This window comes from Streptomyces buecherae (genome assembly GCF_014295035.1).
GTDB classification, from domain to species: domain Bacteria; phylum Actinomycetota; class Actinomycetes; order Streptomycetales; family Streptomycetaceae; genus Streptomyces; species Streptomyces youssoufiensis.
The window spans coordinates 3,447,510-3,469,866 of sequence record NZ_CP060404.1; the positions used below are offsets into that span (position 1 = coordinate 3,447,510).

20 protein-coding genes and 1 pseudogene are annotated in these 22,357 nt (G+C 74.0%); 8 read left to right on the forward strand and 13 right to left on the reverse strand.

Annotation, left to right across the window (positions count from 1 at the left end; genetic code table 11):
* Positions 1-44 precede the first annotated feature (44 nt).
* Together H7H31_RS12895 and glmS are read right to left on the reverse strand one after the other, a co-directional pair.
* Positions 45-485 (reverse strand): holo-ACP synthase, encoded by a 441-nt coding sequence (locus H7H31_RS12895; RefSeq protein ID WP_187060634.1) that lies wholly within the window; start codon positions 483-485, stop codon positions 45-47.
* Positions 486-579: 94 nt separating this feature from the next.
* Positions 580-2,427, reverse strand: a complete 1,848-nt coding sequence (glmS, locus tag H7H31_RS12900; protein ID WP_187060635.1) for a glutamine--fructose-6-phosphate transaminase (isomerizing) — start codon at positions 2,425-2,427, stop codon at positions 580-582.
* Between the two features lie 153 nt (positions 2,428-2,580).
* Here glmS and coaA point away from each other — a divergent pair, with 153 nt between their 5' ends.
* Entirely contained in the window at positions 2,581-3,585 is a 1,005-nt protein-coding gene (gene coaA, locus H7H31_RS12905; protein WP_176166335.1) for a type I pantothenate kinase, read from the forward strand.
* 150 nt (positions 3,586-3,735) lie between these two features.
* On the forward strand, positions 3,736-4,686 hold the full coding sequence (locus H7H31_RS12910; protein ID WP_187060636.1) for a DUF389 domain-containing protein: 951 nt from the start codon (positions 3,736-3,738) through the stop codon (positions 4,684-4,686).
* A 114-nt stretch (positions 4,687-4,800) separates the two neighbouring features.
* On the opposite strand, the gene H7H31_RS12915 is transcribed toward H7H31_RS12910, so the two are convergent.
* The 5 genes from H7H31_RS12915 to H7H31_RS12935 all read right to left on the reverse strand — a co-directional run bounded on the left by H7H31_RS12915 (position 4,801) and on the right by H7H31_RS12935 (position 8,921).
* Positions 4,801-5,295 (reverse strand): GNAT family N-acetyltransferase, encoded by a 495-nt coding sequence (locus H7H31_RS12915; protein ID WP_187117913.1) that lies wholly within the window; start codon positions 5,293-5,295, stop codon positions 4,801-4,803.
* Between the two features lie 83 nt (positions 5,296-5,378).
* Positions 5,379-5,576, reverse strand: coding sequence for a hypothetical protein (locus tag H7H31_RS12920; RefSeq protein ID WP_187060265.1), 198 nt, complete (start codon positions 5,574-5,576; stop codon positions 5,379-5,381).
* Between the two features lie 125 nt (positions 5,577-5,701).
* Positions 5,702-6,796: a methyltransferase gene (locus tag H7H31_RS12925; protein WP_187060266.1), complete on the reverse strand. Its 1,095-nt coding sequence runs from the start codon at positions 6,794-6,796 to the stop codon at positions 5,702-5,704.
* Between the two features lie 163 nt (positions 6,797-6,959).
* Positions 6,960-7,787: a helix-turn-helix domain-containing protein gene (locus tag H7H31_RS12930; protein ID WP_187060267.1), complete on the reverse strand. Its 828-nt coding sequence runs from the start codon at positions 7,785-7,787 to the stop codon at positions 6,960-6,962.
* Positions 7,788-8,000: 213 nt separating this feature from the next.
* Positions 8,001-8,921, reverse strand: a complete 921-nt coding sequence (locus H7H31_RS12935; RefSeq protein ID WP_187060268.1) for an NmrA family NAD(P)-binding protein — start codon at positions 8,919-8,921, stop codon at positions 8,001-8,003.
* A gap of 214 nt (positions 8,922-9,135) precedes the next feature.
* Between H7H31_RS12935 and H7H31_RS12940 the strand changes: the two genes are divergently transcribed.
* Positions 9,136-10,002 carry a helix-turn-helix domain-containing protein gene (locus tag H7H31_RS12940; protein ID WP_187060269.1) on the forward strand — a complete coding sequence of 289 codons (867 nt, stop codon included), beginning with the start codon at positions 9,136-9,138 and terminating at the stop codon, positions 10,000-10,002.
* A gap of 111 nt (positions 10,003-10,113) precedes the next feature.
* Here the strand turns inward: H7H31_RS12940 and H7H31_RS12945 are convergent, their stop codons facing one another.
* Positions 10,114-10,707, reverse strand: a complete 594-nt coding sequence (locus H7H31_RS12945; RefSeq protein WP_187061788.1) for a hypothetical protein — start codon at positions 10,705-10,707, stop codon at positions 10,114-10,116.
* Between the two features lie 261 nt (positions 10,708-10,968).
* On the opposite strand from H7H31_RS12945, the gene H7H31_RS12950 reads away from it, so the two are divergent.
* The 4 genes from H7H31_RS12950 to H7H31_RS12965 all read left to right on the forward strand — a co-directional run bounded on the left by H7H31_RS12950 (position 10,969) and on the right by H7H31_RS12965 (position 14,532).
* Positions 10,969-12,141: a helix-turn-helix domain-containing protein gene (locus H7H31_RS12950; RefSeq protein WP_187061789.1), complete on the forward strand. Its 1,173-nt coding sequence runs from the start codon at positions 10,969-10,971 to the stop codon at positions 12,139-12,141.
* Positions 12,142-12,293: 152 nt separating this feature from the next.
* Positions 12,294-13,490: a helix-turn-helix domain-containing protein gene (locus tag H7H31_RS12955; protein WP_187061790.1), complete on the forward strand. Its 1,197-nt coding sequence runs from the start codon at positions 12,294-12,296 to the stop codon at positions 13,488-13,490.
* A gap of 113 nt (positions 13,491-13,603) precedes the next feature.
* Positions 13,604-13,843, forward strand: a complete 240-nt coding sequence (locus tag H7H31_RS12960) for a hypothetical protein (protein ID WP_187061791.1) — start codon at positions 13,604-13,606, stop codon at positions 13,841-13,843.
* 38 nt (positions 13,844-13,881) lie between these two features.
* Positions 13,882-14,532, forward strand: a complete 651-nt coding sequence (locus H7H31_RS12965; RefSeq protein ID WP_187061792.1) for a hypothetical protein — start codon at positions 13,882-13,884, stop codon at positions 14,530-14,532.
* Here H7H31_RS12965 and H7H31_RS12970 read toward each other — a convergent pair.
* Positions 14,514-15,416 (reverse strand): serine hydrolase, encoded by a 903-nt coding sequence (locus H7H31_RS12970; protein WP_187061793.1) that lies wholly within the window; start codon positions 15,414-15,416, stop codon positions 14,514-14,516. The two genes, H7H31_RS12965 and H7H31_RS12970, sit on opposite strands and share 19 nt — an antisense overlap.
* A gap of 236 nt (positions 15,417-15,652) precedes the next feature.
* Positions 15,653-16,543: pseudogene (locus tag H7H31_RS12975) on the reverse strand (LysR family transcriptional regulator); the annotation flags it as partial.
* Between the two features lie 362 nt (positions 16,544-16,905).
* Here H7H31_RS12975 and bla point away from each other — a divergent pair.
* Positions 16,906-17,871, forward strand: coding sequence for a class A beta-lactamase (bla, locus tag H7H31_RS12980; protein WP_187061794.1), 966 nt, complete (start codon positions 16,906-16,908; stop codon positions 17,869-17,871).
* Positions 17,872-18,015: 144 nt separating this feature from the next.
* On the opposite strand, the gene H7H31_RS12985 is transcribed toward bla, so the two are convergent.
* The 3 genes from H7H31_RS12985 to H7H31_RS12995 form a co-directional block, all read right to left on the reverse strand.
* The gene (locus H7H31_RS12985; protein WP_187061795.1) at positions 18,016-18,363 is read right to left on the reverse strand and encodes a VOC family protein; all 348 of its coding nucleotides are present in this window, start codon (positions 18,361-18,363) and stop codon (positions 18,016-18,018) included.
* 212 nt (positions 18,364-18,575) lie between these two features.
* On the reverse strand, positions 18,576-19,958 hold the full coding sequence (locus H7H31_RS12990; RefSeq protein ID WP_187061796.1) for a cryptochrome/photolyase family protein: 1,383 nt from the start codon (positions 19,956-19,958) through the stop codon (positions 18,576-18,578).
* A 172-nt stretch (positions 19,959-20,130) separates the two neighbouring features.
* The gene (locus tag H7H31_RS12995; RefSeq protein WP_187061797.1) at positions 20,131-21,660 is read right to left on the reverse strand and encodes an SDR family oxidoreductase; all 1,530 of its coding nucleotides are present in this window, start codon (positions 21,658-21,660) and stop codon (positions 20,131-20,133) included.
* Positions 21,661-22,357 lie beyond the last annotated feature (697 nt).

Below are 22,357 nucleotides of genomic sequence, written 5' to 3' on the forward strand. Positions count from 1 at the left end.
CGAGTGCCGCGCCCGGGCCCGCCGGACGCGGCGCCGGCCGCGTCCTACCGCGCCGGCCAGCCGTCGTCCGCGGGCCAGGCGTCCGCCGAGCCGTCCGGGGCGGGCTCGGCGGCCGGCTCGCCCTCGGCGATGACCACGGCCGACGCGACGCCCGCGTCGTGGCTGAGCGAGACGTGCCAGGTGCGCACGCCGAGTTCGGCCGCCCGCTCGGCGACGGTGCCGCGCACCCGCAGCCGGGGCTGGCCGCTGGGCAGCGTCCACACCTCCGCGTCCGTCCAGCGCAGCCCGCCCGGCGCGCCGAGCGCCTTGGCCAGCGCCTCCTTCGCGGCGAACCGGGCGGCCAGCGAGGCGGTGCCCCGGCGCTCGCCGCTGGGCAGCCACAGCTCCCGCCGTACGAACACGCGCTCGGCGAGCCCCGGCGTGCGCTCCATGGCCGCGCCGAACCGGTCGATCTCGGCGACGTCGATCCCCACCCCGATGATCACGCGCCCACCCCGCCCGCCACCCGGGTCGGGCCGGTCCCGAGGGGCCCGCGGCCCACGGCGGCCACCGTCCGCACTCCCACGCTCACCCTCACCCTCACTCCACCGTCACGGACTTGGCGAGGTTGCGCGGCTGGTCCACCTCGTTGCCGCGCGCCGTGGCCAGCTCGCAGGCGAACACCTGCAACGGCACGGTGGTCACCAGCGGCTGGAGCAGCGTCGGCGTGGCCGGGACCTCGATCAGGTGGTCCGCGTACGGCGCCACGCCCGCGTCGCCGCGCTCGGCGATCACGATGGTGCGGGCGCCACGGGCCCTGATCTCCTGGATGTTGGAGACGATCTTGTCGTGCAGTACGGACCGGCCGCGCGGCGAGGGGACGACCACGACCACCGGCACGCCGTCCTCGATCAGCGCGATCGGCCCGTGCTTCAGCTCGCCAGCGGCGAACCCCTCGGCGTGCATGTACGCCAGTTCCTTGAGCTTGAGGGCGCCTTCGAGGGCCACCGGGTAGCCCACGTGCCGGCCCAGGAACAGCACCGTGTCCTGGTCGGCCAGCGAGCGCGCCAGCTCGCGCACCGGCTCCATCGTCTCCAGGACCCGCTCCACCTGGGTGGCGATCTCCGACAGCTCCCGGATGACCGCGCGCACCTCGTCGCCCCACTTGGTGCCGCGCACCTGGCCGAGGTAGAGGGCGACGAGGTAGCAGGCGACGAGTTGGGTCAGGAACGCCTTGGTGGAGGCGACGGCGACCTCGGGCCCGGCGTGCGTGTAGAGCACGGCGTCGGACTCGCGCGGGATGGTCGAGCCGTTGGTGTTGCAGACGGCCAGCACCCGGGCGCCCTGCTCGCGGGCGTGCCGCAGCGCCATCAGGGTGTCCATCGTCTCGCCGGACTGGGAGATGGCGACGACCAGGGTGCGCGGGCCCAGGATCGGGTCGCGGTAGCGGAACTCGCTGGCCAGCTCCGTCTCGCAGGGAATGCGGGTCCAGTGCTCGATGGCGTACTTGGCGATCATCCCGGCGTGGAAGGCGGTGCCGCACGCCACGATGACGATCTTGTCGACCTCGCGCAGCTCGGCGGCCGGGATGCGGACCTCGTCCAGCGACAGGTCGCCGGCGGCGTCGATCCGACCGAGCAACGTGTCGGCCACGGCCTTCGGCTGCTCGGCGATCTCCTTCAGCATGAAGTAGTCGTAGCCGCCCTTCTCGGCGGCCGAGGCGTCCCAGTCCACGTGGTACGGGCGCACCGTCGCCGGCGCGCCGTCGAAGCCGGTGACCGTGACCGCGTCCCGGCGCACCTCCACCACCTGGTCCTGGCCGAGTTCGATGGCCTCGCGGGTGTGCGCGATGAACGCGGAGACGTCGGAGGCCAGGAAGTTCTCCCCGACCCCGACGCCCACCACCAGCGGCGAGTTGCGGCGCGCCCCGACCACCACGTCGGGGTCGTCGGCCACCACCGCGACCAGCGTGAACGCGCCCTCAAGCCGCCCGCACACCTGCCGCATCGACTCCGCCAGGTCGCCGGTGGAGGAGAAGGACTCGGCGAGCAGGTGCGCGACGACCTCGGTGTCGGTCTCCGACGCGAGGGCGTGGCCGCGCTCGGCCAGCTCGGCGCGGAGCGGCGCGAAGTTCTCGATGATGCCGTTGTGGACGACGGCGACCCGGCCCGCGTCGTCCAGGTGCGGGTGGGCGTTGGCGTCGGTGGGCCCGCCGTGGGTGGCCCAGCGGGTGTGGCCGATGCCGGTGGTGCCGGTCGGCAACGGCCGGTCGGCCAGCTCCTTGCGCAGGTTGGCGAGCTTGCCCGCCTTCTTCGCGGCGGCCAGGCCGCCGTCGGCGAGGACCGCGACCCCGGCCGAGTCATAGCCCCGGTACTCAAGGCGCCCGAGCCCGGCCAGAACGACATCGAGGGCGGACTGCCCTCCCACATAGCCAACGATTCCGCACATGGGGTGCAGCGTACGCGCGGCCCCCGCGCGGCGGGCCGTCGTGGCGACCCGCCACGACGGCCCGCCGGGCGGGTCGCCACGCCCCGGCGTGACCGAACGCACGCCCCGTACCGCGCCCCGACAACCCACAATGAACCAGTGATCAGGTCTTCGGTGAGTGACCAACGGCCGCACGGCGGGCAGCACGGCGGTGTTCCGCGGCGGGCCGAGTCCAGCCCGTACGTCGATCTCTCGCGCGCCCAGTGGAGCGGGCTGCGCGAGAAGACGCCGCTGCCGCTGACGGCGGAGGAGGTGGAGCGGCTGCGCGGCCTCGGTGACGTCATCGACCTCGACGAGGTGCGCGACGTGTACCTGCCGCTGTCCCGGCTGCTCAACCTCTACGTCGGCGCCACCAGCAACCTGCGGGGCGCCCTCAACACCTTCCTCGGCGACGCGGGCAGCGGTCAGGGCGCGCAGCAGGGCACGCCGTTCGTCATAGGGGTGGCCGGCAGCGTCGCGGTCGGCAAGTCCACCACCGCCCGCCTCCTGCAGGCCCTGCTCGCGCGCTGGCCCGAGCACCCGCGCGTCGAGCTGGTCACCACGGACGGCTTCCTGCTGCCCAACGCCGAACTGCACCGGCGCGGCCTGATGTCCCGCAAGGGCTTCCCCGAGTCGTACGACCGCCGGGCGCTGACCCGCTTCGTGGCCGACGTGAAGGCGGGCAAGGACGAGGTCAGCGCGCCCGTCTACTCCCACCTGGTGTACGACATCGTCCCCGACCAGCGGCTGACCGTGCGCCGCCCCGACATCCTCATCGTCGAGGGCCTGAACGTGCTCCAGCCGGCGCTGCCCGGCAAGGACGGCAGGACGCGGGTGGCGCTGGCCGACTACTTCGACTTCAGCGTGTACGTGGACGCCCGGACGGAGGACATCGAGCGCTGGTACCTGGGCCGGTTCAGCAAGCTGCGCGAGACGGCGTTCCAGAACCCGTTCTCGTACTTCCGCAAGTACACCCAGGTCTCCGAGGACGAGGCGCTCGACTACGCGCGCATGATCTGGCGCACGGTCAACCGGCCCAACCTGCAACAGAACGTGGCCCCCACCCGCGGCCGGGCCACCCTCGTGCTCCGCAAGGGCCCCGACCACAAGGTGCAACGCCTGCGGTTGCGCAAGCTGTGACCGCGCCGGGCGGCCCGCGCCTCGCCCGGCCCCGGGAACCCGTCCCGCCCCAGCCCCCGTAGGCTGCCGCTGCCCATCCGTGACCCCGGTCCGACCGCCCGTGTGACGCCCACCTGAGGCTGACGTGACGCCGACTCCGAGGAGCTTGCCGTGCTGCACCTGCGGTTGATCGTCCCCGCGCACCGCACCGACGAGGTGGTCGCGCTCTTCGAACGCAGCGTGGGCGCCACCCACCTGGCCGTACTCACCGGTGCCGGCCGCGACCCGGCCGGCGACGTGGTGCTGTGCGACGTGGCGCGGGAGGCCGCCGACGAGGTGCTCGGCGAACTGCGCGCGATCGGCATCGACGAGTGCGGTGCGATCACCGTCGAGAACATCGACCTGACGCTGTCGCACCGCGCGGACCGGGCCGAGAAGGAGGCGCCCGGCGAGGGCTCGGACGCGGTGGTGTGGGAACACCTCGCGGAGGCCACCCACGAGGAGTCCACCCTCTCCGTCACCTTCCTGGCCTTCCTGACGGTGGCGACCATGCTCGCCGCCTGCGGCGTGGTCCTCGACAACGCGATCCTCATCGTCGGCGCGATGGCCGTCGGCCCCGAGTTCGGCCCGCTCGCGGGGCTCTGCACCGCGCTGGTACGGCGCGCCCCACGGCTCGCGGTGCGCTCGCTGCTCGCCCTGCTGGTGGGGTTCGCGGTGGCGATGGCGCTGACGACGCTGTTCAGCCTGTTCATGGACGCGGTGGGACTCTTCGAGAAGGCGGACGTGGAGGCCGAGCGGCCGAACACCAACTTCATCTACCGGCCCGACCTGTTCTCCTTCGTCGTGGCCTTCCTCGCCGGCATCGCCGGCACGCTGTCGCTGACATCGGCGAAGTCGGGCGCGCTGGTCGGCGTGGCGATCTCGGTGACCACGGTCCCGGCCGCCGCCAACGCGGCCGTCGCCCTCGGCTACGGCGACCTGGGCCAGACCCGGGGCTCCACGGAACAACTCCTCCTCAACCTCGCGGGCATCGCCCTCGCCGGCACCCTGACGCTGCTGGCCCAGCGCCTGTTCTGGTCCCGCTACACCCAGTTCCGGGACGTCCGCCGCACCAAGGGCTGAGCGGCGGGGGGTGGGGGGCGGGGGGGCGCCGGGGCGGGTGACCGCGCCGGGCGGGGGCGGGCGACCGCGCAGCGCCGGGAGGTGGGGTGCCCGTGCCGCACGGCGTCGCGCGGCTCACAGGGCGATGAGCCCCGCGTCGGTGGGGGTGAAGCCGCAGCCCTCGAAGTAGAACGCGCGCAGGTGGTCGTCGAAGTCCACGTGCAGCCACTCGCACCCCGCGGCCCGGGCCCCCTCCACGGCCGCCGCCACCAGCCGCGTCCCCACCCCCGTCCGCCGAACCCCCTCGGCCACCACGGTGTCCAGCACGAACGCGTGCACCCCGCCGTCCCAGGCCACGTTGACGAACCCGACCAACTCCTCCCCCCGCCGCGCACACACCCACCCGAGGCTGTGCCGGTGCACCTGGGTGTGCCAGTCGATGTCCAACGGCGGATGGTCGAACCCCTGCGCGTGCAGGACGTTGACCTCGGGATTGGCGAAGGCCCCGCGCCAGGCGTAGGTGGTCTGGGGAGTGGCTGCGGAGGCGTTGTGAGGGGCGGTTTCGGGCGGGGTGCCGGAGACAGGCTGGGGGTGTGGGTGTGGCTGGTGCGGGGTGGTGGGCTCGGTCATGGTGGGGAGGGTAGGGGGTGGGAGCGGTGGGGGGCGCGGTATTTCGGGGCGGGCTCCGATGGGGAAGCGCGGACGCGGGCCCGTCAGTCGAGCCATTCCTCCCACCGTTTCCGAGGCCGCTCACAGCCTCCCACCTCCTGGGCTTGCAGGTAGGCGCGGTCGAGCGTCGCCTCGTCTGGCCACTGCTCGTCGCGGGGCTCGTCGCGGACTGTGATTCTGGAGAAGGCGACGACGCACTCGGCGGACGGCAGGGTCTGCGTCGCGTACCGCTCCAAAGCCACCGCCCCCAGGGCAGCCACGAGCCAGGCTATAGCGATCAACTGTTGCGCTCGCGGGCTGCGTTGGTACATCACCGGCGCATCGTACTGAGGGCCGGGCGGACGAGGGTGGGTTGTCGGACAGGCCGTCAGTCGGCCACGGCCTCGATGAGGGAGAACGGTGCGGCCTCGGCGAGGGGGGTGACCGAGGTGAGGGTCAGGCCCGCGCGGTGGCACACCTCGGTGAAGTCCTCGCGGGTGCGTTCCCTGCCGCCCACGTTCACGAGCATGTTGAGGTCGGACAGGTAGGTGATTCCGCCGTCGGTGACGTCGGCCTCGGCGTGGGGGTCGACGACCTCGGGGAGTACGGGCTCCACGATGAGGACGCGGCCACCGGGTGGGAGCACCGCGCGACAGTTGCGCAGGATGGTGACCACCTGGTCGTCCGTCCAGTCGTGCAGCACGCTCTTCATCAGGTAGAGGTCCGAGCCCGCGGGGACCGAGCGGAAGAAGTCGCCGGCGACCAGCGAGCAGCGCCCCGCCACGCCGTGCCGCTCCATCGTCGTCGGCGCCTTGGACAGGCCTTCCGCCGTGTCGAAGAGCACGCCGTTCAGGCCCGGGTGGGCGGCCAGCACGCCGGCCAGGAGGGTTCCGTCGCCCCCGCCGACGTCCGTGACCGTGGTGAAGCGGCCGAAGTCGTACGCGGATGGCAGCACGGCGGCGGTCGCCGCGACGGCCTGGCTCATCGCCGCGTTGAACTCGGCCGACAGCTCGGGGTGCTGGGCGAGGTGGCTGAAGAAGTCGGTGCCGAAGACGGCGTCGAAGGCGATGTCCCCGGTGCGGACGCTGTCGTCCAGGTGCTCCCAGGCGCGCACGATCGTCGGCTCGGTGAACATCCGCACGAACGAGGTGAGCGAGTCGGGGTTTCCGGGGTCGAGGAGGGCACCCGCGGGGGTCGCCGAGAAGTGGTCGGGGGTGTGTTCCACCAGCAGGCCGAGGCCGGCCAGGGCGCGCAGCAACCGTGTCATGGGCTGGGGTTCGGCGCCGACCTCGGCGGCCAACTCGGCGGCCGGGCGCGGCGTGGCGCCGACCCGTTCCATCACCTTCAACCGGACCGCCGCGCGCAGGGTCTGCGCGGCCATGCTCCCGAACGCGAGCCGAACGATCAGATCCCGGTCGGTCACGTCCGCTTCTCGGACTTCGACCGCCTCTCGGGCATCGCCTGTCGCTCGCACATCGCTCATTGCTCGGGCATCGGTGTTCGTCACGGGTGCTTTCCTTCCTTCGGATGGGTGGTGAGTGGTGGGTGAGGGTGGGAGGCGCGGGACGCGGGCGCGGCCCGTCACCTCCGCGCGGGGGGCCGGCCCAGCCGGCAGAGACCAACTGGCAGAGGTCAGCCGGCGGAGGTCAACCAGCAGACGTCAACTGGCGGACCAGGGCGCCGGGCGTGCACCCGGCCAGGGCCGCCACGTCCCGGTGCAGATGCGGCTGGTCGGCGTACCCGCAGGTCAGGGCGACCGTGCTGGCGCTCTCACCCGCGCACAGCGCCCGTACCGCGTGGTCGAAGCGGACCAGCATGGCGGCCCGCTTGGGGGTGAGGCCGAGTTGGGCGTGGAACCGGGTACGCAGTCGCTTGCGGCTCCAGCCGCTGGACGCGGCGAGGTCACCCACCCGTATCCGGCCTCGGCGGGCCACGATGGTGTTCCAGGCGGCGACGACCTCGGGGGCCATTGACGGGGCCGCCGCCGCCCGCTCGGTGAGGAACCCGTCCGTCAGCGCCAGGCGTTCCTGCCACGTCGGGGCCTCGGTCAACTGCTCGCGCAGGCGTCGTTCCCGCGCTCCCCACAGGTCCGCGAGGCTGGTGATCGAGCCGTCCAGTTCGGGCGGCGCGACCCCCAGCAGTCCGTAGGCGGCCCGGGGCGACAGACGCACCTCGACGCATTCGACGCGCTCGCCGCGCACCCGGGCCGGGCCGGGCGACAGCGCGGCGACCAGGCTCCGCAGGGGCCGTTGCCCGGTGGCGCTCTCCACCGTGAGCGGCTCGCTCCCGAGCCCGATGACGAGGATCACGGCCGGCTGCGGGAGCACCCGCAGGTCGAGGCCGGCGGCGGCGCGGTCGCGGTATCCGGCCATCCGTACGCCGTCGAGTGACGTACCACCGAGGGGGCGGGCGACCTCCCAGCCGCGCTCGGCATCGCGATCCGTGGGGGCGCCCCCCACTTCGTGTCTGCGCATGCCCCTACCGTCGCCGACTTCGGCACCCCTGTCTTGGACGAAAGGTCCGTGCAGCGCGGACGGACGAGTCGCAGGTCCTGGACGAACAGGCCGTACCTCTCGGGCGGAAGGCTCGTACGTCTCGCTCGGAAGGCGCCCGGGTGCGGTGTCACCGGCCGGGCGGTTCCGTCGTTCCGCCCGCCCCTCGCTACGGCAGGTGGGCGCGTACGCCGATCACCGTGCGGCCTCCTCCGGGGCCCCGGCCCGCAGCGCGGGCAGGAGGGCTCGGGCGACGAAGGTCTCGATCGTCGTCGGCGTGGTGGTGGCCGCGGACCGGGGTTGGCGGGCGGCGATGTGCCCGGAGTTGATCGAGCGGGCCACCTCGGCCATCAGGCCGGCGACGTTCGCCGACGCCCCGGCCGCGCGCTGCTCGGCCACGAACCGCTCGATCGACTGTTGCGCGTAACGCAGGCCCGGCAGGTCCGCGAGCCTGCCGATCACGGCCGTCACCTCGGCCATGCTCAGGTCGCGCTCGCCGTGCAATTCGACCACCTCCGGCGCGCCCGGGCGCGCCGGGGTCGGCCCGACGAGGTGGCGGGCGGCGGCGCGGCCGACGTCCTCGGCGGCGATGAACGGCATCGGGAGGTCGGGGGTGAAGGGTGCCGCGATCCGGCCGTCCCGGCGGATGGACTCGACCTGGCCGAGCAGGTTCTCCATGAAGTAGCCGGCCCGCAGGTGGGTGACCGCCGCGTCCAGGGTGTTCGTACGCCGCTCCAGCCGGTGCAACCCGGCCACCGGGCCGGTGCCGGCCTCCTGGTCCGCGCCCCAGCTACTCAACGTCACCACTCGCCGCACACCGGCGGCGGCCAGCGCCACCGTCATGGCCTCGACGATCCGGTGCTGGTGCGCCGCGAAGTCGGGGCTGTCGGGGATGTAGTTGGGTTGGACCATGACGTAGACACCCTCGGCGCCGTGACAGGCCGCGGCGAGCGCCTGCGCGTCGGTCGGCTCCGCCACCACCGGCTCCGCGCCGGCGGCGGCCGACGCCAGGCCACGGGCACTGCGCCCGAGCGCGCGCACGCCGTGGCCGGCGCGTACCAGCTCGTCCACGACGGCGCTGCCCGTGCGCCCGGTGGCCCCTGTCACCACGTACATACGTTGCCTCTCCTCGCTCCCACGGCGCGCCGCGCCGCCTGACCAACGGCGACGCTAGGTGCCGGCCGGCCAGCGCGGGTGGTGGTGGCACACCCACCCGCGAGCGCGAGGCCGCCGCCTAGCATGACTGGCACGGATGGCACGGATGGCACGGATGGCACGGCTGGCACGGGCGACATGGCTGGCACGGGTGGCATGGGTGAGGAGGGTGGCCATGGGTGACGCGGCTGGCGAGCGCGACAGGGGCGAGCCGGGTGCCGCGTCGAGAACAGCGGGGCCACTCGCGGAGTACCTCCGCGCCCGCCGCGCGCTCGTCCGCCCCACGGACCACGGCCTCGCCCCCGGGCCCGCCCGGCAGGTGCCGGGGCTGCGGCGTGAGGAGGTCGCGCTGCTCGCCGGCGTCAGCACCGACTACTACGTCCACCTGGAACAGGGTCGCGAGCGCCGACCCTCCCCCCAGGTGCTCGCCGCGCTGGCCCGCGCCCTACGCCTCGACGCCGCCGCCCACACCCACCTGCGCGCCCTCGCGGACCAACCCACCCCACCGACCGCCCCGGACACCCTGCCCACCGGCACCGAAGGTGCCCTCGCCCACCTCGTACGCCACTGGGTCACCGCCCCCGCCATGCTGGTCACCCCCTGGCTGGACGTGCTCGTACGCAACGGCCCCGCCGACGCGCTCTACGCCGGCCTCCCGCTGCGCGACAACCTGGCCCGGATGGCGTTCCTGGACCCCGCCGTCGGGGAGTTCGTCCCCGACCCCGAACACCTGGCCCAGTGCACCGTCGGCACGCTACGCGCGGCGGCCGGCCCCGCGCCGCACACCCCCCAGATGGCCGACCTGATCGGCGAACTCAGCGACCGCAGCGCCGCGTTCCGCCGCCTCTGGGCCCGCCACGACGTCCACCGCAAGGCCAGCGCCACCAAGCACTTCCGCCACCCGGTGGCCGGCCCGCTCACCCTGCGCCAGCACGTCCTGACCCCGCCCGACCACCCGGAACTCCAACTGTGGATCTACCAGGCCGAGCCGGGCTCCCCAACGGAACGCGCGCTTCTCACTCTTGGTGAGTCGGCTGCTTGAACGCCTGGCCGGCGGACCGCCTGAACGCCTGGCCGGTCGGTCAGCAGGCTGGCCGGCTGGGGCCAGCAGGGCTGCCCCCGCCCATGGTGGCGAGGTCATCCCCGCCCGCCCTCAACCGCGTCCGCCGCGTCCGCCGCCCGCCGCTCCCCGACGTCCCCGCGAGCCGTCAACGCTCCGGCTCCGGTTCATCGCCACGTTCCGCGTCTTCCTGCGGTGGCCCAACTCGGCGAGCAGGGCGAGTACCGCCGGGGACGTCGACTCCTCGGCGACGAGGCGCTGCATCCAGTCCGTGACCTGCGCCAACTCGGCCGCCGTCGGCACGTGACCGTCCCTGACGGACAGGTGAAACAGCCAGTCGTGGACGCGACGGCGGATGAACTCGCGGTACGCCTCCGTCCTGAGCCGGTCGACCTCCGGCAGCACCCCGGCCGCCCACCGCCGGAACTCGGCCGCCCCACTCGCCCGCATCGCGACCCCGTCCACGAGGGCGACCACCGCCGTCTTGGCCGTCATCTCGTGCGGATCGCGCAGGACCGTGGCCACGAGCGCGCGGTCACGTTCGCGGCCCGGCGCGGCAGCGGCCACCGAGACGACGCGCTGGTACGCGGCCGACCGGACGTGCTCGTCCGCGACGGCGTCCTCGACGTCCACGTCGAGGACGCCGGCCGCCGCCAGCAACCCGGCCACATCACAACGCCATGTCATCTCTTCATTCTCTGCTCACCGGGCGGGGTGGTTGACGGCGTCGCGCCGTCGCCCGCTGCCGCTGCGCGCGTTCGCCGCATGGTGTGGTGTTCGACTTCTCGGAGGTTCGGCCGCACAGGCCGAGCGTCACGCGCCCACCGTGGCACCGGCCGCCCCGGCGACTCACGTCAACGCCCCTACCAGCCAAGCCTGTTGGCCCTGACATCACGCCCGGCGACGGCGGTACCGTCTGAGTACCGACGTCAGGGCGAGGAGTCCGATATGACCGAGAACCGCGGCACGCTCGGTGAGCGCGTCTGTGACCTACGCAAGCGCCGCGGCCTCTCCCAGCGCGAGTTGGCCACCGCGTCCAAGGTGTCCTTCTCCACCGTGCGGAAGCTGGAGCAGGGCAGTGCCGGCGAGACGCGCATGGAGACGGTACGCGCGCTGGCAGCGGCCCTGCGGGTGCCGACGACAGCTCTCGTACGGCGTCAGCCACCCGAGGACCCGGCCCCGGACCCCGCCCCCTGGCAGCCGCTCCTGGAGGCCGTCGCCGCTCCCCGCCCGGCGCGCCTGGACGAGGAACCCACCACGCCCGGCCTCCTCGCGGCCCTCGCCGAGGTGCGTCGGCTGCACATCGCCAAGCGGATGGCCGACGAGGTCGCCGTCCTGGCGCCGCTGCTCCGGGAGGTCGACGCGCTGGACAGCTCACCCGAGGTGCGCTCCATCCGCGCCCAGCTCCTCCACATGGCGGGTGCCATGCTGACGCAGGCCAGGCAGTACGAGGGGGCGGAGCTGGCGCTACGCCGGGCCCTGGACGACGCGCCCGACCACGTACGCGCCGCCTCGGTTGTCGCCACCTCGTCCTGGCTGTTGCTGCGCCAGGGTCGGTTGGACAAGGCGTCCGAGCTGGCGCAGCGCTGGGCGGACGACATGGAGCCCAAGCTGTCGCGGGCGCCGGTGGAGACCATCGCGGCCTGGGGCTGGCTGCTCCTGCACGGAGCGTCCGCGAGCCTGCGCGACGCCCGCGACGGGGAGGCCGACGACATGATGCGGCTCGCCCGGGCGGCGGCGACCGTCACGGGGACGATCACCCCGAGCAGCACCCGCCCAGACCCGTGGGGGCCGGTGGTGGTCGCGTACAAGGCAGCGGAGAAGGGCGTGGTCCTCGACCGCCCGGACGAGGTCCTGCGCGCAGGCCAGCGGCTGGTGGGGTCCGGGGCGGGCCAGGAGACCGACTACCACCGCCACCGGCTCGACGTCGCCCGCGCCTACACGATGGTGCGCAAGTACCCGGAGGCGGTGGAGGTGCTCACCGCGATCCACGCCGCCCAACCCGAATGGCTCGTACAGCAGCGTTACGCGCAGGACATCATGGGCCACGTGATCAGGCGTCGGCGCACACTGACCCCCCAGATGCGCGTGCTGGCCGATGCCCTGAGTGTGCCTGCGTAACGGGTCGACAGCACCCAGACAGCGCCCCCCTGCGGCCACGGGGGTCGACCGCGACGGACGCGCTCACGCCGGGCGCACCCGTACCAACAGGGTCCGCCCGCAGCCCCGTTGAGCGCTACCGCGCCGAGTGTCAGCAGAGAACGGGGAGCATCATGTCCGACCCCACCGACACCACCGAGACCATCGGCGCGCGTGTACGCCAACTCCGTCTGATCCGCGACTACTCCCTCCAGGAACTGGGCCGGCAGGCCCACGTGTCCGCAAGCCAGCTCTGCCGCGTCGAGAGAGGGGATCGCTACCCGAGCGAGCCCGTCCTCGCCGCCGTCGCCCGCGCGCTCGGCGTCAACGTCTCCGTGCTGCGCGGCCAGCCGTACATCCAAGCCCTCCAGCGCGACCAGCTCGACGCCCTGCTCACGCCGATCAGCGCCGCGTTCGACGACTGGGACCTCCCACCAGACGACGCGCCGCCCCCGCGCCCCCTCGCCGTCCTTGAGACGGCCGTACAGGAACTCATCGCGCTGCGCGTACAGGCCGAGTTCACCAAGCTCGCCGAACGCCTCCCGGGCCTGGTCACCGAGATCGCCATCGCCAGCCAACTCCAGCCCACCGGACACCGACACGAGCGCGCCCACGTCCCGCAAGCCGAGGCCGCGCGGACGGCGGCCATCGTCGCCTATCGGCTCGGATACATGGACCTGGCCCGGCTGGCCCTCACCCGCATGGCGGTCGCCGCCCCGCACTCCGGCGATCCACGCCAGGTCGCGATCGAACGGTACGAGCGCGCCCAGATGGCGGCGGACAGCTCACGGCTGAGCCGAGGCGTCTCCCTGATGCGGCACGCACTGCGTGACCTGGACGCCGACGGCGACCCCGCCACCCTGGCCGTGAGGGGCACCCTCCAACTGCGGGCCGCCGTTCTGTCCGCCCGGGACGGCGACGACTCGGCAGCGGACGACTGGCTCGGGCAAGCCACCGAGCTGGCGAGGGTGACCGGCGAAACCCGGCACTACGCGCTGGCGTTCGGCCCGCTGAACGTACGCCTGCACCAGATCGCGACGGCCGGCGATCGCGACGACCACGCGAAGGCACTCGCATACGCCCGTACGGTCCGCTTGCCGAAGGACTACGCACCGACGAGGGCGGCGCACTACTGGATCGACCGCGCCCGCGCGGAGGCGTGGACCGCGAAACGCCCCGCCGCACTCGCCTCCCTCCACGCGGCACGCACGGCGTCGGCCCAGCTCACGCGCTATCACCACACGGTGCACGAGACCGTGGCCACGCTGCTGAGAGCACGCCAGCGCGCGGAGGAGCCGCTGCGCGAGTTCGCCGCGTGGTGTGGCATCTAGCAGCAGGGGATCACCACGTCAACAAGCGAGGCGTTGCCAATCGCGCAACGCAGTGCGCCTCGCGGCCGATCACGATGTAACGGTCAGCACGCGCACCGTTACGGAGTCGCCTCATGGTCGCCACCATCCCACCCCCACCCCACGACTGGATTCCCCCCGGCGGAGGCGTCCGCTGGACGCGGGCCGGGGAGTTGGGGTGGCACAGCCTCACGCTGCCGACGTACCTGGGCAACCACGTCCTCGCCGCCCTCGGAGAGGCCGGTGGGGGCTCACCCGACCGGCTCGTCGCCCGCGCCGACCAACTCGCGGACACCATCGCCGCGTTGCGGCCCACGACGGGCGGGCGGTCGTGATCGGACTCGGCTGGGTCCCGCCGTCGGAGGAGGGTGTGATGCTCCTGCCGGCCGGCTGCCAGCGGGACGCCGTACGCACCTCCGCCGCCATCGCGGACGCCGCCTTCCAGATCCTGGACGGTACGGAGAACTGCGCGGCCATCATCGACCCGCGCACCTCCTCCACGTACTGGCTGCTGCCGCCGGGTGAGACGGGCGGGTTCGCGTACTGGGAGCGCCTGGGCCAGTACGTCACCCTGCTCGGCGCGGGCAGCGGCACGCACTACGTGGGTGTGCCGCCCTCGCATCGGCGTACGGGGCCTGGGTTGCATTGGCGGATCACGGGCGAATGGTCGGGGCGGTACGTGGCGCAGCCGTACTACCTGGGCGCGGTGCTCACCTCCGCCGTCTTCTTCGCCCACGGGCCCGGCGCCCTGCCCACCCCATGTGCCCTGTGTGAACGGGAGTTGCACCCCAAGGAGAGCGTCACCCTCACCGCTCGCACCACCAAGCACAACGCTGGTGCACCCACCACGCCGCCCACGACCACCCCGACGGACGCCACCTGCGCTACACCGCCACCGTCACCCTCCACTGGCACATCACACCCGCAGAAGACATCGGGCCGGCCGCGCCGGCGAGGTGAGCGGCGGCCTGCGGGAGCGGCGGCATGCGGGGGCGGGCGTCCGCCTCACAGTTGTCGGAGGTGATCTCGCAACGTGCGGGACACCTGGGACATCAGGGCCTCCGCGCCCGGCTGGGAGCTGGCGGGGACCAGTGACTCGGTCAGGGCCGCGACGGCGAAGACCTGGCCGTCGGCGTGCTCCACGACGCCGATCTCGTGGCGCAGGTTGAGGAGGGTGCCGGTCTTGGAGGACCAGGTGGTGGCGTCGGAGCTGAAGTCCGGGGCGAGTCGTTGGCGGAACAGGTTGTGCGCCATCAGGTCGCGTATCCGGGCCGCCACCTCGGGGTGGATGGCCGAGGGCCGCCACAGGGCCTGGAGCAGGTCGACGTAGGCGCGGGCGCTGCCCGTGTTGGCGCGGGTGGTGTCGAGTTGGGGCACGCGGTGGCCGCGTCCGCTGGTGCCGGCGTCGATGGCCAGCGCGTGCGCGAGGTGGGCCTGGGTCGCGTCGAAGCGCTCCTCGGGGGTCTCGGACAGCTCGCGCATGCCGTGTCGGACGGTGATGTCGCGCAGGCCGAGTTCGCGCAGGATGGCGGCGACCTGGGCGGGCGGGGTGAGTTCGAAGAGCGCGTCGGCCGCCGTGCCGTCGCTCACGCACGTACTGAGGTAGAGCAGGTCGTCGACCGCCACCCGGGCCGGGTGACGGAACCGGCTCAGCCCGGTCGGGCCCGGCGTGCTGATCCGCCCGGGCTGCACCTCAAGCGCCATCGCCCCGTCCAGCTCCCCGCGCCGGATACGCTCCACCGTCGCCACCGCGAGCGGGACCTTGACCAGGGACGCGGAGGGCAGTTGGGTGTCCGGATCGATGCCCAGCTCCTCGCCGGTGTGCAGGTCCCGTACGAGCAGACAGCCGCGCAGGCCACCCTCGCGCAGCGACGCGCGCGCCGCGCGCAGCAGCGACTCGGTGTTCACGCCCCGGCCACCCCCCGCGCGTCACCGCTCCAGCGCCCGACCGCACCGGCGGCCACGTCCGGGTCGGCGGCCACGTCCGCACCGGCTGCCATGTCCGGGTCGGCGGCCACGACCGCGCCGGCTGCCGCATCCGCGCCCATCTCGTCCGCACCGGCCGTGGCGCCCGCACCGGACACGTACGCACCGGCCGCGCTCGTATCGCCCGTACTGCCCGCATCACGGGTATCGCCCGTACCGCCCGTATCGCCCGCGGCGGCCTCCTCCACGCCCAGGCAGCGGGCGATGGCCCGGCCCAGGCGGGTCTGGACGAGGTGGGGGTTGCCGTCGCCCGCCGCCGCGAGGGCGAACCCGCGGCGCAGGGCCAACTCTCCGATGGGCCGCCAGTGCAGGGCGAGTTCGTCGGCCTGGTCCGGGGAGCACAGCAGCAGGTCGCGGGTTGCCAGCACCTCCGCGGCGGCGGTGGTCAGGTCGGCCGCGGTGGCGAGTTGGGCGGGCCGCAGGCCGACCGCGTCGCGGAGTCGCGCGAGCGGGTCGCGCACGTGCGGTACGTCGTCCTCGGGCTGCACCCACACGCGTCGGGCCGGGCCGGTGCTGGCCCGGCCGACCCGGAGCGTGTCGAGGTAGACGCGCCGTACGCCCGGGTCGGCGACCCCGGCCAGGCCGAGCGGCACGGACCAGGTGGCGTCGGCGGCGGGCACCGCGAGCAGCGCGGCCCGCACCTGCTGGGCGTGCAGGAGTTCGCCGCGCTGCGCCGGCGCCGCGACCCGCAGGTCGAGCGTGACGCCCTGGCCGCGCGCGTCGGCGACGAGGCGGGCGAGCCTGGCCGTCGAGCAGATGTCGGGCACCGCGAGCCGCCACGGCTTGCGCCTGGCGGCCTCCGCCTCGTCCAGCAGCACGTCCGCCGCCTGGACGAGTTGCCTGGCCACCGGCAGCATGTCGCGGCCGAACGGGGTGAGCCGGGCGCGCCGCGAGGCGCGCTCGAACAGCGGCTCCCCGAACCGTTCCTCCAGCGCAGCCACCCGCCGACTGGCCACCGACTGGGACATGCGGGCGGCGGCGGCCCCGACGGTGAAGCTGCCGCGCTCGCTGACGCTGACGAACGCGCGACACGCTCCCACCAGATCCACGCCCGCACCTTATGTCAGCCCCGCGCCGGGCCCGGTCTCAGTCCCGTTCCGGGCACGGTGTCAGTCCCGTACGCCGGCACCGCGCTCGTTCCCCGCCCGCACCGCACCGCCCCGCACCCACTCCGCCCCCGTCCCGCTCCCGCCTCGTATGCCGTTTGCGCATGGAATCGCGCGTGGGCGCATTGGACCGCATGGCCGCCGGGCGCGAGGGTGGTCCGAGACGCCCCCGCCCGGCATCGGCGGGGCGGTCGCCCTCCTTCCGCACGCCCGCGCCCCACTCCCGCACGCCCTGCTCCGTCGTGTGCGGGGCCCGGCCACGCGCCCCGCACACGGGGCACACACCCACCGGAGGTTTCCACGCCATGCAGTACACCCGTGCCCGGCGAGCCGTCATCGGCGCGCTCGCCACGCTGACCCTCGCACCGCTCGTGGCCTGCGGCGGTGACGACTCCGCCGACGCGTCGCCCTCGGCCAGCCGGTCGGCCACCGCGTCGTCGGCGCCGCCGTCGGCCGCGACGCCCGGCACGCCGGACGCGGCGGCGTCCGCGGCCACCGACAAGATCAAGGACCTGGAGCGGAAGTTCGACGCGCGGCTCGGCGTGTACGCCGTCGACACCGGCAGCGGGCGCGAGGTGGCCTACAACGACGGCGAACGGTTTCCCTTCGCCTCCACGTTCAAGGCCCTGGAGGCCGGCGCCGTACTGCGCGAGTTCTCCCTGTCCGGCCTCGACAAGGTCATCCGGTACTCCAAGGACGACCTGGTCGCCAACTCTCCCGTGACGGAGAAGCACGTCGACACCGGGATGACCCTGCGCGCGCTCTGCGACGCCGCCGTGCGCTACAGCGACAACGCCGCGGCCAACCTGCTCTTCGAGGAGATCGGCGGCCCGAAGGGGCTGGACGCCGTGCTGAAGGGGATCGGCGACGACGTCACGCGGATGGAGCGCATCGAACCGGGGCTCAGCGACTGGGACCCGGCGTCCCCGCGCGACACCACCACGCCACGGACGCTCGCCCACAACCTGCGGGCGTTCGTTCTCGGCAGCGTGCTCCGCAAGCCGGAACGCGCCCAACTCACCACCTGGCTGCGCACCAACCAGACCGGCGACGAGCTGATCCGGGCCGGCGTGCCGAAGAGTTGGAAGGTCGGCGACAAAACCGGCGCCGGCAGCACGTACGGCGCGCGCAACGACATCGCCGTGGTGTGGCCCCCGGACTCGGCCCCGATCGTCATGGCCATCATGTCGAACCGGCGCGACAAGGACGCCGAGTACGACAACAAGCTGATCGCGGAGGCGGCCTCGGTGGTCGCGGACACGCTGTCCTGACCGCCACCCGCCCCGGCGGGCGGGCCGGGCCCCCGTCAGCGGGCGAGGATGGGTTCCGTACCCGGGCGGGGCGGATTCCGTGAGCGCGCGGGGGTGGATTCCGTCCGCAGGCGCGAGCGGGTCCCGTACGGGGGCGGGGGCGGGTCAGCGGTGGCCGAGCACGTTGACCACCCGCCCGTTGGGGTCGCGGACGAAGAACCGGCGTACGCCCCACTCCTCGTCCTGCAACGGGTGCACGATCTCCGCCCCGCTGTCGCGCACCGCCGCGTACGCCGCGTCCACGTCCTCCACCTCCACGCTCAGGTCCGGGATCACGGGCCCGGTCCTGTCCTCGGTCATGAAGCTGACCTGCGCCGCGGGTTGGGACGGGGAGGCGAGCGTCATGATCCAGCCCTGGTTCATGACCTCCTCGAAGCCGAGCAGGCCGTAGAAGTCACGGCTCTCCTCCTGCGCCTGCGAGGCGAGGTTGGGGACGACACGGCGAATGGTCATCGGGATCTCCATGAGGTGGTAGCGGTGGCGGGCGGCCCCGGGAGCGGGGCCGGGCGTGCGGGGACGAGCGGACGGCGGCGCGGCAGCGGCGAGCGACCACGAACCACGCTAAGGGCCACCACTGACACTCGCCCCCGGCCGCGCCCCGCCACCGGGCCCGACCAAGCGACCCGAACAGGCCATACGCCCAGGTCACCCCATGTCATACCCGGTCATCCCTGGTCGCGGGCGCGGTGGAAGCGGTCCCGGCCGGCGGCGAGGTCGACGATCGGGTCGGGGTAGTCGTAGCGCGCCCGCTCCTCGGCCGGCAGGGTCCACGGCTCATGCACCGCCGGCCCCGGCAGGTCGGCGAGTTCGGGCACCCAGCGGAGTACGTACGCGCCGTCCGGGTCGTACCGTCTGCCCTGGCGCACCGGGTTGAGCACCCGGCCGGGCCGGGTGTCCGTGCCGGTGCCGGCCACCCACTGCCAGTTGAGCTGGTTGTTCGCCACGTCGCCGTCGACCAGCAGGTCGAGGAAGTGGCGGGCGCCGACCCGCCAGTCCACGTACAGCGTCTTGGTCAGGAAGCTCGCGGTGAGCAGTCGGCCTCGGTTGTGCATCCAGCCCTCGTGCGCCAGTTGCCGCATCGCGGCGTCCACCACGGGGAACCCGGTGCGGCCCGAGCGCCAGGCCGCGACGTCCTCGGCTGCCTGCTCCCGGGCGTCGCGCCAGCGGTCGCCGCGCGGTCGGTAGTCTACCGAGGACGTCTCGGGGCGGGCCGCGAGCACCTGGTGGTGGAAGTCACGCCAGCACAGTTGCCGCTCGAAGGCCGCCGCGCCCGGCCCGCCGACCTTGCGCGCCCGGGCGACGAGTTCGACCGGTGACAGCGTGCCGAAGTGCAGATGGGGCGAGAAGCGCGAGGTGGCGTCGCCCGCGAGGTCGTCGTGGTTCTCCTCGTAGTCGGCCAACCCGTCGCGCAGCCAGGCGGTCATGCGCCGCCGGCCGTCCTTCTCGCCGCCGACCGCGAGCCCGGGCGAGAGCCCGCGCACGCCCCCGCGCACGGGCATCCGGTCGGAGGCGACGGACCGTTCCGGCAGTCGCACCGCGCGCGGGGCCGGCAGCGGGTCCCGTGGCGCCTGCCGGGACCAGGCGCGGAAGTACGGCGTGAACACCGCGAAGTGGCTCCCGCCCCCGGACGGGGTCACCGCGCCGGGCGAAAGGACGGTGGTCACCGCCTCGTGCACGACCAGGCGCCGCCCGTCCCGTTCGAGCGCGGCCCGCAACCGCTCCTCGCGGCGCTGCGCGTAGCCGCTGGCGCCCGCGGACACGTGCACCTCCCCGGCCAGGACCTGCGCCGCGACCCGGCACGTCTCCTCCACCACGTCGCCGGAGCGCAGCACCAGCCGGCCTCCGCGCGACCGCAGCCCCGCGTCGAGGTCGGCCAGGCAGTCGCGGAGGAACGCCTCCCGGTTGGGCGCCCCGAAGCCGGCCGTGGCGATGCCGCTGTCGCGGACGAACAGCGGCACCACCCGCCCGCCGCCGGCCAGGGCGGCCCGCAGCGGCGGGTGGTCGTGCATTCGCAGGTCGGCGGTGAACAAGACGACGGAAACCCGCATCGGCTTCCCTCCTGGTCCGGTGATCCACATGCGCACGGGGCCGCGGAGCGGGGCGGGTCCTGGCCCGGACCCGCCCCTCTCCGCGGGGTCGGCTGGCGGGTTCCGGCCCGGGCGGGCCGGCCTCGCGGGGCGCGTCCCGCGAGGCCGGCCCGCGGGATCGAGGCGGTGGCGGTCACCGTGGCACGGCGGGTGGGACCGCGTCCGGCGCCGTCTCGTGCGCGGCGGCTCCCACGATGTTGCGGGCCATGCCGCCGAAGATGAGGGCGTGGAACGGCGCGATGGCCCACCAGTAGGCGTGGCCGAGCAGCCCGCGCGGATGGAACAGCGCCCGCTGCCGGTAACGGGTCCGGCCGGTGTCCGCGTCCCGGTCGACGCGCAGTTCCAGCCAGGCGAGCCCGGGCATCCGCATCTCGGCACGCAGCCGCAACAGCCGGCCCGGTTCGACCGCCTCCACCCGCCAGAAGTCCAGCGCGTCCCCCACCCGCAGGTGCTGGCCGTCGCGCCGGCCACGGCGCAGCCCGGCCCCGCCGGCCAGCCGGTCCAACCAGCCGCGCACGGCCCAGGCGAGCGGGAAGGAGTACCAGCCGTTCTCACCCCCGATGCCCTCGATGACCCGCCACAGGGCGGCCGGCGAGACGTCCACGGTCAGCTCGCGGTGGTCGGTGTACAGGCTGCCGCCGGCCCAGTCCGGATCGGTCGGCAGCGGATCGCTCGGCGCCCCCGGCAACGCGGCCGACGACCAACGGGTGGCCACCTGCGCCTCCTGGACCCTGCGGAGGGCCAGGGCGAGGGCGGCGTCGAAGGGGAGCGGCTGGTCCGGCCCGTCGGGGACGTAGCGGGCGATGTCGTGTTCCCGGCAGACCACCTCGTGTCGCAGCGAGGCCGTGAGCGGCTTGGCGATGGCGCGCGGGACCGGCGTGACCAGGCCCACCCAGTAGCTGGAGAGCCGCGGCGTGAGCAGTGGGAGCGGCACGATCACCCGCCGCGGCAGCCTGGCGACCTCGGCGTACCGGCGCATCATCGCCACGTACGTCATGACGTCCGGCCCGCCGATGTCGAACGCGCGGCTCACGTCGGCGGGCAGTTCGGCGCAGCCGACGAGGTAGCGCAGCACGTCGCGGACGGCGATCGGCTGGATGCGGGTACGCACCCAACTCGGCGTGACCATGACCGGCAGCCGCTCGGTGAGGTAGCGCAGCATCTCGAAGGACGCGGAACCGGAACCGATGATGACGGCGGCGCGCAGCACGGCGGTGGGCACACCCGAGGCGAGCAGGATGTCACCCACCTCGGCGCGCGAGCGCAGGTGCGGCGAGAGTTCGGCGGGTGGTACGCCCTCCGGCGTGAGACCACCGAGGTAGACGAGCCGGCGCACGCCCGCGGCGGTGGCCTGTTCGGCGACGGTACGGGCGGCACGCCGGTCGGTGTCCTCGAAGCTCCGCCCGGTGCCCAACGCGTGCACCAGGTAGTACGCGACATCGATGCCGCGCAGCGCGGCGCCCATCGCGTCGGCGTCCAGCACGTCGCCGCGCACGATCTCGACCCGGTCCGCCCAGGGGTGCGCGTACAGCTTCTCGGGCGAACGCCCCACGCACCGCACCCGGTGGCCGGCCGCCAACAACTCGGGCACCAGACGGCCCCCGATGTACCCCGTCGCTCCCGTGACCAGGCAGTGCAGTCCCCCCGGGCCGTCATCGTTCACGCCGTTCACCTCGGTCGCGTGGGAGCAGATCCGATCAGAGTAGGTCGAGTCAGACCGGAACAGGCCGGATTGGGTTGGATTGGGGCGGGTCTCGTTGGGCGAGTCGGACGAGTCCGGCGGGTCGGGACGGGGCGTGGGGCGGTGGGTGGGGGGGCTGCGTGGCTGGTGGGGCGGGGGCTGCGTGGCCGTGCGGTGGGGGGCTGCGTGACTGGTGGGGTGCGGGCTGTCTGGCCGGTGTGGCGGGGTGGCGTGTGCGGTGGGTTTCGCCGGTGCGTCGGGTGCAGCGCTGCGGTGGCGGGTGCGGGCGTAGCCCTACCCGTACGCCCGCGCGTTCGCTCACCCGTCCGGCCGTGGGCTCGGCCCCGGCTCGTACGCCGGCGCGCCCACCACCGGCTCGGGCGCCCCGAGCGCCCGGGCCCCGGCCCGTCCCGCCACCCCGGCGGCCCGGCCAGCCCCCTCCGCCCCGCCCGTACGAGCCCAACCGCCGGCCCGCTCCGTACGGTCCGAAGGCCGCCCAGATTCGCTCGACGCACGACCCTTGTCATGCGCGCGACCGCAGACTTACCGTCAGGTAACACCGGCTGGACGCGCTCCTTTCGGACCGTGGCCAGCAACGTCACCACGCGCACGCCCGCGCAGCGCGGGCCCGCACGCGGTGACGTACGCACCCCCGCCCCACCCGCAGTACGCAGAGCCG